1 protein-coding gene is annotated in these 13,915 nt (G+C 49.7%); it reads left to right on the top strand.

The annotated features are described in order from the left end of the window. Positions 1 to 7: 7 nt before the first annotated feature. Entirely contained in the window at positions 8 to 13,831 is a 13,824-nt protein-coding gene (gene rtxA / locus AAHA39_RS01720) for an MARTX multifunctional-autoprocessing repeats-in-toxin holotoxin RtxA (protein WP_320657237.1), read from the top strand. Positions 13,832 to 13,915: the final 84 nt, after the last annotated feature.

Here is a 13,915-nt window from a genome sequence, read left to right on the forward strand (position 1 = left end):
TTAATTCATGGGTTCTTTTGTCACTTTTTGTAAGAGTGTAGGTTTCGCCGTTACCGGGCACTATTGGGGAGATAACGGAGATGATGATATAGATGCCTATGGTGCCGGTGGTGTCGTGAAGGCCTATGGGGGTGACGACACCATCCGGGTTGGCGCCATTGGGGTCAAAATCTATACCGGCTCTGGCCATGACTCTGTCTATGGCGGGGCTGGTTATATGAATGTAATTGATGACTGCGGTAACCTTACTGTCAAGGGGGCGGCGGGCTATGCCGACATCAGCAAGTCTGAGTCAGGTAATATCCATTTTGCCGGCGCTAGCGGCGCGACTAACATCGAGCACCTGGGGCGCGACGGCGACATCCGCTATCAGGGGGGGGCTCTTGCCAACATCCTGACCCGCAAGGGGATTAGTGGCAACGTCAGCTTCGAGGGGGTCGGGGGTTACAACAAGCTCTGGCATCAGACCGACAGGGGCGATCTGACCTTCAGTGGTGCCGGTGCGGCTAATAAGATAGATCGTACTTGGCACAGCCAGTATCAGGGGTCGCATGGCAACATCAGCTTCTATGGCGCCGGCGCGGCCAACCTCATCAGCTCCCAGGTGGAATCCGGCAATATATCCCTGAACGGGGCCGGCGCCTACAACAAAGTGTTCCGCAAGGGACTCGAGGGGGACGTCACCTTCAACGGCGCTGGTGGCTGGAATGAAATTTCCCGTCTGCGTCATGAGGATGATGCCTATCTGCAGACCCGTGGCGATATCCGTTTCAACGGCGCCGGGGGGTACAACCGGCTGCAGTCCGATGTGGCCGAGGGCAACATTCACTTCAAGGGGGCCGGGGGGTACAACCACCTTTCCCGCAAGGGCTTTGGCAGCGATAGCTCGCCCTTTGTTGGTGCTAGTGCTGATGAGGTAGCGTTGACTACGGCCACGATGGGCGGCAGCTGGATTAAAAAGCCCCAGACGGTCACGGCCATCAAGTCGACCCAGCAACCCAATACCTACCTGTTTGCCTTCTTCGATGGCATGCACACCAAGATAAACCGGGTCGAACTCTTCCACGAGGGCGAGCAGGGTCCCCTGCGCTATCTCTCCACCTCCTGGTACAAGGAGGGCGATCACCTCGCTAGCCTGGCCAGTCGTCAGATCAATGAACAGCAAGGATTTACCTCGACCCGTACCGACGGCGCTTATCGCCTGACGGATCTGGTGTTTGAACGGCGTCAGCGCATCACACTGCAGGCGGTGGAAGCGGAACTGACCGAAAACAGCTGGATCAACTACGGCGGTGGCGTGAGCGTGGCCGCCGCCGATGTCACCCTCTCCACGGCCAACATGAGTGGTCATGCCATCTATGAAGATGGCACCAAGGTTGCTGTCAGAGCGGTGAAATCCCGGGCGCAGGCCAACACCTATGTGTTTGCCAAGCAGTTTGACCCCTACACCAAGATCGTGGTGGTGGAGCTGGCCAACGACAGGGAAACCGGTGCGCTCAAGTACCTGTCCAGGGCCTGGTACAAGGAGGGCGATCACATCGCCAGCCTGGCCGATCAGGTCATCTCGGAGCAGACGGGTTTCAGTGCCATGTTCCCGGGGGGCTATTCCCTGAGCGAGGTGCACTATCAGCTTGATACTGTCACGGCTGTGTCGGACCGGTTGCCGGCTACTCGCGAGTTCTCCAGCCAGCTGTTGCTGCCCCATCAGCAAAGCGGCGGCAAGAGCAAGGGCGATATCTTCTTTGACGGTGCCGGTGGCGGTAACGTCATCGAATCAGACGCGACAGAGGGCAACATCCATTTCAATGGTGCCGGTGCGGCCAACGTGCTGATCAAGCGCGGCCAGCGTGGTGATCTGGTGTTCCGTGGGGCTGGCCTAGCCAACGTACTGGTTCACCAGGGCACCCAGGGACGGATGGATGTCTATGCCGCCGGCGTGGCCAACGTGCTGGTGCGTAGTGGTGACGGTGAGTACCTAGTCCGTCTGCTGGCCTATGGCAACATCTCAATACAGCAGGGCCGTGGTGACAGTCAAGTGGTCATGCTGGGCGGTTACAACACTCATACCCAAATCGGTTCAGGTAAGGGCTTGTGGCTTGCTGCTGGTGGCTTCAATGTCATGACACAAGTGGGTCAAGGGGATGTCACTTCGGTACTGGTTGGTGGCGTAAACGTACTGACTAAAATGGGTGATGGTGACGTCACTGCGGGTATGCTTGGTGGCGCGAATGTGATTACCCATATCAGCAGTGATGAACAATTATCGAATACCACGACAGTGGCACTCGGCGGCGCAAATATTCTCACCAAAAAAGGCAAAGGCAATACCCTTGCTGTGATGGGCGGTGGTGCGAACGTACTCACCCATGTCGGTGATGGCAGCACGACGGGTGTAATGGTTGGTGGTGCGAATATCCTAACGAAAGTCGGGAATGGTGACACGACTGGCATTATGCTTGGCGTTGGCAACGTGCTAACTCATGTTGGCGATGGCCAAACCCTTGGCGTAATGGGCGCCGCAGGCAACATCTTCACTAAAGTGGGCGATGGAACTTCGATTGCAGCCATGATTGGCGCCGGCAACATCTTTACCCATGTGGGTGAAGGTAATGCTTGGGCCCTGATGGGGGGCTTAGGTAACGTCTTTACCAAAGTGGGCAACGGTGATGCTCTCGCGTTAATGGTGGCAGAAGCTAACGTCTTTACTCACATTGGCGATGGCATGTCGGTGGCGCTGATGTTAGCCAAAGGTAACGTCGCGACAAAAGTCGGTAATGGAACGACACTCGCGGCTATGGTGGGGAACGCCAACATCTTTACCCATGTCGGTAATGGCAATACGTTTGCGGCGATGATCGGCCAAGCCAACATCATGACCAAAGTGGGCAATGATCTCACGGCGGCGCTGATGGTCGGCAAAGCGAACATCATGACCCATGTCGGCGATGGCACCAGCCTAGGGCTGTTCGCTGGTGAAGTGAACGTGATGACCAAAGTAGGTAACGGCACAACGCTAGCGGCTATGTTCGGTAAAGCCAACATCATGACCCATGTCGGCGATGGTTTGACCGGTGTCTTAGCGCTGGGCGAAGCCAATATCGTCACTAAAGTGGGTGATGATTTTATGGGGGTGGTGGTCGCGGCGAAAGCCAACGTCGTGACTCATGTCGGTGATGCCACTACCGCAGCTGTATTGGCGGGTAAAGGCAATATCCTAACCAAAGTAGGTGAAGGCACAACAGTAGGCTTATTGATCTCGGATGTCGGCAACGTGATGACACACGTTGGTGATGGCACCACCATTGGTATTGCTAAAGGTAAGGCCAACATCATTACCAAAGTCGGTGATGGTTTGGGTGTTAATGTCGCTTGGGGTAAAGCCAATGTGTTGACTCACGTCGGTGATGGGGATCGTTACAACTTCGCCAAAGGCGAAGTCAACGTCATCACTAAAGTGGGCGATGGTCAAGAAGTCTCGGTTGTGCAAGGCCAAGCCAACATCATTACTCATGTCGGCAATGGTGATGACTACACGGGAGCTTGGGGTAAAGCCAATGTCATTACCAAAGTGGGTAATGGCCGTAACGTAGTGCTAGCCAAAGGTGACGCTAACATTGTCACTCAAGTGGGCAATGGTGACAGTTTCAACGCACTGTGGAGTAAAGGCAATATAGTTACCAAAGTGGGTGATGGTATGCAGGTGACCGCCGCAAAAGGCAAAGCCAATATCACCACCACCGTCGGAGATGGCTTGAGTGTTACCGCCGCCTATGGTGATGCCAATATCAACACCAAAGTCGGTGATGGGGTATCCGTCAACGTCGCTTGGGGCAAATATAACATCAACACGAAAGTGGGTGATGGGCTCAATGTCGCCGTGATGAAGGGCAAAGCTAACGCTAATATTCACGTTGGGGACGGCCTCAACATCAATACCTCCTACGCACAAAACAACGTCGCCATCAAAGTCGGTAACGGCGATTTCTACAGTTTGGCGGTGGCATCGAGCAATACCAGCAGCAACAAGCTCTCTGCCTTGTTTGATAACATCAAACAAACCGTACTTGGTGTCGGTGGCAGCCAAGCCATCAACTACCTAGTCCAAGGCGATGAAGCCTCCTCATCTGGTACGCATAAAGGTCGTGGTGCGATTGCAACGCCTGAAATCACCAAACTGGGTGGTTTCCAAATGGATTTCAATGAGGGGGCTGGCTCTGACCTAGGTGATAGTCTCACGGGCAGCGTGACTAAGGTCGATACTCCTGATCTCAACAAGATGCAACATGTGCTCAATGTTGATGATTCTTCCGTGCAAGCTCCGAATCTGATTGTGAATGGTGATTTTGAGCAGAGCGAACACGGCTGGCAATCTACCCATGGGGTTGAAGCCTCCCATGCAGGCAGTGCGTATGGCGTAGAGGGTGAAGGTCACGGCGCACGTGTGACCGAGCTCGATACTTATACCAACACCAGCCTCTATCAAGATCTGACTAATCTAACGCAAGGTGAAGTCATTGCGGTGAGCTTTGATTTTGCAAAACGCGCTGGCCTCTCTAATAACGAAGGTATCGAAGTTCTTTGGAACGGCGAAGTGGTCTTCTCATCGTCGGGTGACGAATCTGTTTGGCAGCAAAAAACCTTAAAACTGACCGCGCATGCCGGCAGTAACCGTATCGAATTCAAAGGCACAGGCCACAATGATGGGCTGGGCTACATCCTAGATAACGTGGTGGCGAAATCAGAAACATCACAACAAGCCAATGCAGTAAGTGAGCACGCGACACAAAACCAAGCGGCGCAGAATGCTCTGTCCGATAAAGAACGCGCAGAAGCGGATCGTCAACGGCTAGAACAAGAAAAACAGAAACAGCTCGATGCTGTCGCGGGTTCGCAAAGCCAGTTGGAAGCGACCGATCAACAAGCCCTAGCACACAATGGTCAAGCACAGCGTGATGCGGTGAAAGAAGAATCAGAAGCCGTCACGGCTGAGTTGACTAAGCTGGCGCAGGGTCTCGATGTGCTCGATGACCAAGCAACACATACCAGTGCATCGAGCAACCAATGGCGCAACGATTTTGCCAGCGGCCTGCTTGACGGTGTGCAAGCTCAACTGGATAACGCAAAACAGGTTTCTGGCGAACAGATTGCTGCTGTGAAGCAGACACGAGCGGACAATAACAGCCAAGTCAAAGCGTCGGTTGCGCAATCCGAAGCTGCTGTTGCGAAAGGTGAACAGAATCGTACTGGAGCAGAGCAAGATATTGCGGATGCTAAAGTCGATGCTGCAAAACGTAAAGCCGATGCTTTGGCAAAAAGTAACAACGCAAAACACGCCAAATCCGATGCGCACAATGCGGTAAATGACGCACAATCACGAGGTGACCGTGATGTACAAACTGCTCAAAGCAAAGCCAATCAAGCAAAAAAAAATGCACAAGGGGCTAAGCAGAGCGAAGGCTATCGCCCTGATCGTCAAGGTGTGACGGGTAGTGGCCTTTCTGGTCAAGCACACAGTGTTGAATGTGCAGCTAAAACGGGTAGCCATGTCAGTGCCGACCGTCAGGCCAATGCTGATGGCCGATTTAGCGAAGGCTTAACTGAGCAAGAGCAAGCAGCGCTAGAAGGTGCGACAAACGCTGTTAATCGTCTGCAAATTAACGCAGGTATTCGCGGTAAGAACAGCGGTAGCACAATCACCTCAATGTTCACCGAAACAAACACCGACAGTATTGTGGTGCCAACGACGACGTCTCAGGATGTGGTTCGAAAAGAGATCCGCATTTCAGGGGTGAACCTAGAAGGGCTTGGTGATGCATCCCATTATGCGACCGAATCGTTGGTGGCCCCGCGCGCTGAAGACGCGTTGCCGTTCTACACACTTCGTACCGAACGAAATCTATTGGTGAAAGAATTGGTGCAAGAAGGGTATATAAGCTTCGAAGTGCGAGCATGGCCAGGGACCGATGACAAGAGCAAAACCATTATTCTTGATAATCCGGAAGATGCTGCTCAACAAAAAACCATTGAGCGTTTCATTTTGGCCAATTTCGATAGCTTTGAACAAATGCCAGATGAGCTCTTCTTGGTGGATAACAAGATTATCTCACACCATGAAGGCCGCACGCGTAATGTGGCGCAGAAAGTAGACGGTACTTGGCATTCCAATGCCAAAGTGGAGCTCATGTCCGTTAATGAACTGCTTGATGCAGCTCATGTGACAGGAAAGATCCGAGGTGAAAGTTATCAACAAGTCATTGACGCTCTGATTGAGTACAACACTCATATTGTTGAGCATGCCGACTACGAACTGGGGTCAGTGGAAAAACTCGTCAACCTGCGTAAACAGATTGAAGGCTATGTATTGGGTCATCCGGATTCTGGTCGCCTTGGAGCGATGCGTTCACTGTTAAATCAGGTGAATACGCGTTTAGAGGAAGTATCTGTTCTTACGGACGCTGAGCAAAAGATCAAAGCTCACGATAGCTTTAGCCGTCTGTATGACCAACTTGAAAATGCCCATGTGAAAGAGACTAAACATCTCTACCTGGATGGAAATGGCGACTTTGTTACAAAAGGAAAAGGGAATCTTGGCAATGTCGATCAGCTAGGCGGCAGCGAGGCCGTGCTTGAAAAAGTGAAGTCAGCGGTGAGTAGCGAGTATGGGCAAACTGTTGCCGATACCATCTTTGCTGGACTTTCTGCCAACGACCTTGCCAAAGATGGAAAAGGCATTGATATCGCAGGGTTAAACAAAGTTCATCAAGCCATTGAACAGCACTTGTCGCCGGTCAGCGCCACCCTGTACCTATGGAAGCCAAGTGCTCACAGCAAGTTAGGTCATGCCGCATTGCAAATTGGCCAAGGACGCACGCAACTAGAAGGTCAAGCCGCGGTAGATTTTAACAAGCGCCACTACGTAAGTTGGTGGCCATTAGGCAGCAAGTCCCCCGATATCAGAGACTTCTTGAATGTGGCGACAGAAGATCAGCCTGATCTTAAGTTGCGTTGGAGCGACTTCAGTCAACCTGCGCATCAAAATGACACACTTGTGCATGATGTAGCATCAGAAGAAAACGATGGCTTTGGTTTGCATGATGGCGAGAGCAAACTGAAACGTTTCATAGAGAAGCTCAATGTTGCGAAAGGTATTGACCCCGCATTCAAAGACGCGTCTGAAAGTTGGGCGACTATGCTACTGGGCAACCCAAATATGCTTGAAGCGACAGGCATCCCTGCACATATTTTCCAACGATTCGTCGACCAGTGGAATGACACCAGTTACGACATGATCGACGTAGCAAACCGCTTTGCTGAAGAACTGAGGAATCAAGCTCAAAAAAGTGGCGATCCGGCACTTGTAGAAAAACGCATCGGTAATGTAGCTCGCCAGTTTGCAGAAAGAGAACTTGAAGAGATAGAAACCTTCAAAGCAAGCCAAGCCGATGAAGGTCGAGTGTTCCGCATCAATCTTGAAGGCCTTGATGTCGCGGCGATGCAAGCAGAATGGAATCGTCTAAGCAACGATCCTGATGCGCGTTATCAGTTGCTCACCAAAAACTGCTCAAGCATGGTTGCTAAAGTGTTGAAAGCCGGTGGGGCTGATAAACTCATTGGTCACACATGGCGACCAAAGTTTGGTGTTTGGACGCCGACAGAGTTATTTAACTTCGGTCAGGCGCTACAAGAAGCTCAGCTTGAAATTACGGCGAAAAAGCAGAGCCACCAAATAACGGGTGTTTTTGATGTCTTGTCAGGCAACGAGAAGCAGAAACAAAACGCCGCTATTGAACATGATGGCACGCCCCCGGGCGATAAAGAAAAGGCCACTTTACATGAAGATGTCAAGTCGTCTTTTGATAGTGCAGATATCAATGACATATTGAAGCCTCATTCTGGTGTGATGAACGGTTTGTTGAAAAATGTTGAAAACAAGATCTTTGATCTAAAAGTACAGGAAAAATATCAATCCCGTGATCTAATTCTAGCACCTATTTTGCAACCAGAAACTATCGAGCTGGGCATGCCTGAGGTCGATCAAAAAATATTGGCGGAGGTCGCTGAACGCGAAAATGTGATAATCGGGGTTCGACCTATTGATGAAAAGTCCAAGTCATTGATCGAGTCTAAGATGTACAGCAGTAAGGGTTTGTTCGTGAAAGCGAAGAGCTCTGATTGGGGACCTATGTCTGGTTTTATACCAGTTGAACAGTCATTTGCCAAAGCTTCGGCAAGAAGAGAGCTCGAAAAATTTAACGGTTATGCCGAACAATCCATTGTGACTGGTAATGCGGTAGCTGCTGATCTATATGTCAATCAGACTCGAGTTGATGAGTTGGTTTCAAAATATCATTCATTGACTCCTTTAGAGTTGGATGCAGCGAGCGGTATGTATAAAACAACCGCGACCAATGGTGATCAAACCGTACCTTTCTTCCTGAATAAAGTGACTGTTGACGGCAAAGAGCTGTGGCAGGTTCATTATATAAAGGATGGCAAGTTGGCACCGTTTAAAGTAATTGGTGATCCTGTCTCGAAGCTGCCAATGACAGCAGACTATGACTTGCTAACCGTCATGCATTCTTATGCTGACTTGGGGCCACAAGACAAAGTTAAGTCGCCAGTAACTTGGGAACAGTGGAAAGAATCTGTCACATACGAAGATCTAACTCCTAAGAATAAAGATTTATATGATAGCGAAGAACTTTACAACAAGAAGGATGGAGCAAGTCTTGGCGTTGTGAGTGAACGTTTGAAAAAGCTTAAGGATGTGATCAATACCAGTTTGGGCAGAACAAACGGTTTAGAAATGGTTCATCATGGTGCTGATGATGCGAATCCTTATGCGGTAATGGCTGATAATTTCCCGGCGACATTCTTTGTGCCAAAGCACTTCTTTATGGAGGGCGGTTTGGGTGAAGGGAAAGGTTCAATCCAGACTTACTTTAATGTGAATGAGCAGGGTGCTGTAGTTATCCGTAATCTGCAGGAGTTTTCAAACTTTCAACAGGTCGCTATTAATGTAAGTTATCGGGCATCACAGAATGACAAGTGGAATATAGGGTTAGATGAGCCACTATTCACGGCAAAGCGTAAGTTATCGCATGACTTTATTGATGCAAGAGAAACGCTAGCGAGAAAATTCAGCGGTGAGCTTAACTATTTAGACAAAGACTCTGAATTGAAAGGCGCTGTTATAAATAACAATGAACCTTCTGAAGAGGAACAAGCTGATGTACAGCGCATACCGACAGAACAGGGGGAGGGGGGCAAACTGACTAATGCTAATAGTCAACTTGAAGCGTTAGGCGGTGAACAAGGCAGTAAGATTGTACATACAATTGACACATTACAGCCTTCTGAGATATTGGATGAAGTTATTCGAGTCTTGAATAAATCCTCTACTGTTATGAGTCGGACAAATTTCTATGATCCAAAGAAGTTTGAGTCAGACAGTAGGCGTGTAAAAGCAGAATGGAAGCAGACGCTGACTAATATCAATAATATTAGAAGTATGTATTTCCCACATGACATGGCTCGTTACTTTGAAGCACTAAAGAACTATAACGTGGGCAACTGTGGTGATCGTGCGCTATATGCGGCTCATCTCATTATGAATAAGTATAATTTCCAAGGCGAAGTTGAAATTCTGAAACTGAAAAATGCAGGTGATGGTGATGATCATGTGTTTGTCCGAGTTGGTGGAACATCGGATGCTGCAAAAATCATTGACCCTTGGACTGGCCAGTATTTTGCCTACAGCCAGATTAAAACCTTCCTCTACAACCCGAAGGACAAAAAAGTGGAAGTTCATCAGTCTTTCGATGAACTAAAAACGCTATTTAAGGATCTACACCAGGCGAGTCTAGATAGATTGAGTCGTACTGAAGATGGGCTTCAAGGGCTTGGGCCAAAACGTCGCCCGGGTTTGATGCTGAATCTGAATATTGATACTTCTATTACACCACTAGAGCGCCGTAAATTGGAGTATCAGAAGCAAGGTATCTTAGTCGCGTCGGGCTCTTTTGGGTTGGTGATTCGTGATCCAAACGATGCCAGTGTGTTAATCAAGGATGTTGGTCAGGGATATGAGGCGGCAAAAGTTGAATCTAAGTTCTTTAACCAATTTTACGGTGAGGAAAGTTCACAAGTTTACCAAGATGGTAATGGTGATGTCTTTCTTAAAATGCTTAAGGTACCGGGGATCCCTGTTGCTGACTTATCAACTGAAAAGATGCCTGATAACGCAAAAGAACTGTTCCTTAAAATGGTTTCAGATCTTAGTGATGCAAATATTTATCATCGTGATCTGCACCTCGGGAATGTGATGTATGATGCTGAAAATAAACGCTTTTGGCCAATTGATTTCGAAAGCGCAATTGATTTCAAATCAAATGAACATCTAAAAAATCATCAGGCTGATGCCGCGATGTTTGAAAAAAGTCTGCAGTATTTGGTTAAACAGAAACTGGACAAACTAAATGGCAACTATGTAAAAAACCAGGATGTTCAGTCTTGGAGGAAAATCACGGTTACATCGCAGGCTGATGGTAGTGAAACACGTTTTGATGGCCAAGTGATCGTTCAAATGGAAAATGACGATATAGTTGCAAAAGCAGCTGCCAACCTAGCAGGCAAGCATCCGGAGCATAGCGTGGTTGTTCAGCTAGATTCTGATGGCAACTATCGCGTGGTGTACGGTGAGCCTTCGAAATTGGATGGGAAATTGCGTTGGCAGTTGGTAGGGCATGGCCGCGATCACTCAGAGCACAACAACACGCGCTTAAGTGGCTACAGTGCCGATGAACTTGCAGTGAAGTTAGCGAAGTTCCAGCAGACGTTTAACCAAGCGGAAAATATCAGCAGTAAGCCAGACTATGTCAGCATTGTCGGTTGTTCTTTGGTGAGCGATGACAAGCAAAAAGGTTTTGGTCATCAGTTCATCAATGCTATGGCCTCAAATGGGCTTCGTGTCGATGTCTCGGTACGTAGCTCTGAGGTTGCGGTTGATACCACAGGCCGTAAACACACCGTAGACGTGGACGGTCATTGGGTGCAAAAGGTTGAAACTAACAAAGTTTCGCTAAGCTGGAACGAGAAAGGCGAAGTCGTCGCCAAGGATGTACGTATCCGCAATGGCATTGCGGAAAGCGAAATCGACCTATCTCGTATTGGTGTCAGCGATGTTGACGAGCCAGCTCGTGGTGCTATCGGTGACAATAGCGAGGCATTTGTCGCGCCCGAAAAACGTAAAACGCAGACGCAGACAGAGACTTCGTTTTCGTCAGCAAGCAAAACTAAACTTAGCTACTCAGGTAATATCCAAGTCAATGTCGGTGACGGTGAGTTTACGGCGGTGAACTGGGGGACATCGAACGTGGGTATCAAAGTCGGCACGGGCGGCTTTAAGTCACTGGCCTTTGGTGACAACAATGTCATGGTTCACATCGGCAACGGAGATAGCAAACACAGTTTCGATATCGGTGGCTATCAGGCACTGGAAGGTGCCCAGATATTCATCGGTAATCGCAACGTGAGCTTTAACCTTGGCCGAAGTAATGACCTGATTGTGATGATGGACAAGTCGATTCCGACACCGCCATTGGTCAATCCGTTCGACGGTGCTGCGCGTATTTCTGGTGTGCTACAAAGCATTGCAACCTCGGGTAAAGGTCAAGATTGGCTTGCTGCTCAAGAAAAGCAGTGGACACTGTCTGGTGCGAAGAAATTCGTCAAAGATATGTCTGGATTGGATCAGAGCAGCAGTGTTGATTACACCAACTTGGTTGAACTGGATTCGCAGAATGAACGTAGTAGCCGTGGTTTGAAGCACGATGCGGAAGCGACGCTCAATAAGCAATACAATCAGTGGTTAAGCAGCAATGGCAATAGTGATACCAGCAAACGCAGCCGTGCCGATAAGCTTCGTCAAGCAAATGAAAAGCTTGCGTTTAACTTTGCTGTGGGCGGCCAAGGGGCCGATATCCAAGTCACGACTGGAAACTGGAATTTTATGTTCGGTGATAACATTCAGTCGATTTTGGATACCAATCTGGGTTCATTATTTGGTCTCATGACGCAGCAGTTCTCGGCAACGGGGCAGGCGAAAACAACCTTTACTTATACGCCGCAAGATCTACCGCGCCAGCTTAAGAACAAGCTACTTGGTCAATTGGCCGGAGTGGGCGCAGAGACGACACTGGCAGACATTTTTGGCGTTGATTACTCCACGTCAGGTCACCTTGTTGCTCGTAACGGTGAAGCAGTCGATGGGGTTGCCATTATCAAAGAGATGCTGGAAGTCATTGGAGAGTTCAGTGGTGACCAACTGCAAGCCTTTGTCGATCCCACCAAGTTGTTGGATAACCTGAAATCAGGTATCGACATGGGGGCGGATGGCATCAAGTCTTTTGCCGAAACACATGGACTGAAAGAGAAAGCGCCAGAAGAAAAAGATGACAACACCTCTGTCTCTGTAAATGGTGCCAGTGGGAAAGGTGTACAAAAAGTTGATGATACAAGCACATCTAACACTGCGGTGGCACAAGAGCGAGCCTTTGGTTTGAATTCACTCAATTTACCTAATTTGTTTGCGACCATCTTTAGTCAAGACAAGCAGAAAGAGATGGCGACATTGGTGGAAAACCTCAAACAGAATCTCACTGCCGATCTGCTGAATATGAAAGAGAAAACGTTCGACTTCCTTCGTAACAGTGGACATCTCCAAGGTGATGGGGACATCAATCTCTCCTTAGGAAACTACAACTTTAACTGGGGCGGTGATGGTAAAGACCTCGGAGCGTATCTCGGAGATAACAACAACTTCTGGGGGGGGCGTGGGGACGATGTCTTCTACGCTACTGGGACCTCTAACATCTTCACCGGCGGCGCAGGTCAGGACACTGGGGTCATGATGGGACGGGAGAGCATGATGTTCGGCGGGCAGGGGGATGATGTTGCCGTGCTGGCCGGTCGTATCAACCGCGCCTTCATGGGTGAGGGCAACGATCAGGCCTTCATCTTCGGGGAAGGGGGCATGGTAGAAGGGGGGGCTGGCCAGGATTATCTGGTAACCTCCGGCAACTACAACCAGATAGATGCTGGTGTCGATCAGGACTTCACGGTGACCATCGGTCACCACAACCAGATCCAGCTGGGTGAAGGCGATGACTTTGCCACAGTGTTTGGCAATCACAACCGTCTACTGGCCGAACATGGCAACAACCAGGTCAAACTGATGGGCTATCATGCCACCATTCGGGGCGGGGACGGCCGGGATCGGTTGAGCGCCGATCAGGTCGCCAAGTTCAGCCAGCTAGATGGCGGCGCTGGCGATGATCTGCTGGTGCTGGGCGGTTACCAGAACCAGTTCAGTGGTGGTATCGGCATCGACAGCTTCGTGTTCAGTGGCACAGTGATAGAGAACTTGGTGCATGACATCGGCAAGGAGGATTTCATCGTCCTCAACGATGTCAGCTGGCGGGATCTCTGGTTCAAGCGCAGCGGCTACGATCTGCAGCTGCTGGTCAACCGTCGCACCGACGGCACGAGCGAGCAGGACAAGTTCGAGCAACTGGGCAGTGCCACCTTCAGCAACTACTTCGCCGATAACCGGGCCCAGCTGGTCATCGGGCTTGGCGAGCAGCAGGCTGACAGCGAGCGAAGTTATACCGCGCTTTCCCATCAGGCGGTAGATACATTGATCCAAGCTATGAGCAGTTTTGCTCCTGAAGCGGGCGATATGGGCCTGCTCAATAGCCTCGATGATCAGGCTAATAGCATGGTCCATTTAGCATGGAGTGATGTAAGTAATGGCAGAGCTAGAGTTGCCTGAGTTCGGTAATTAATGCTATGACTCTTGATGCTGTAGATTGAGTAAAGGCATCCTGATACGTAAAAAAACCGAGACATGTCGAGT

This window comes from Aeromonas sp. SE22 (assembly GCF_038739755.1).
In the GTDB taxonomy this organism is placed as follows: domain Bacteria; phylum Pseudomonadota; class Gammaproteobacteria; order Enterobacterales; family Aeromonadaceae; genus Aeromonas; species Aeromonas jandaei.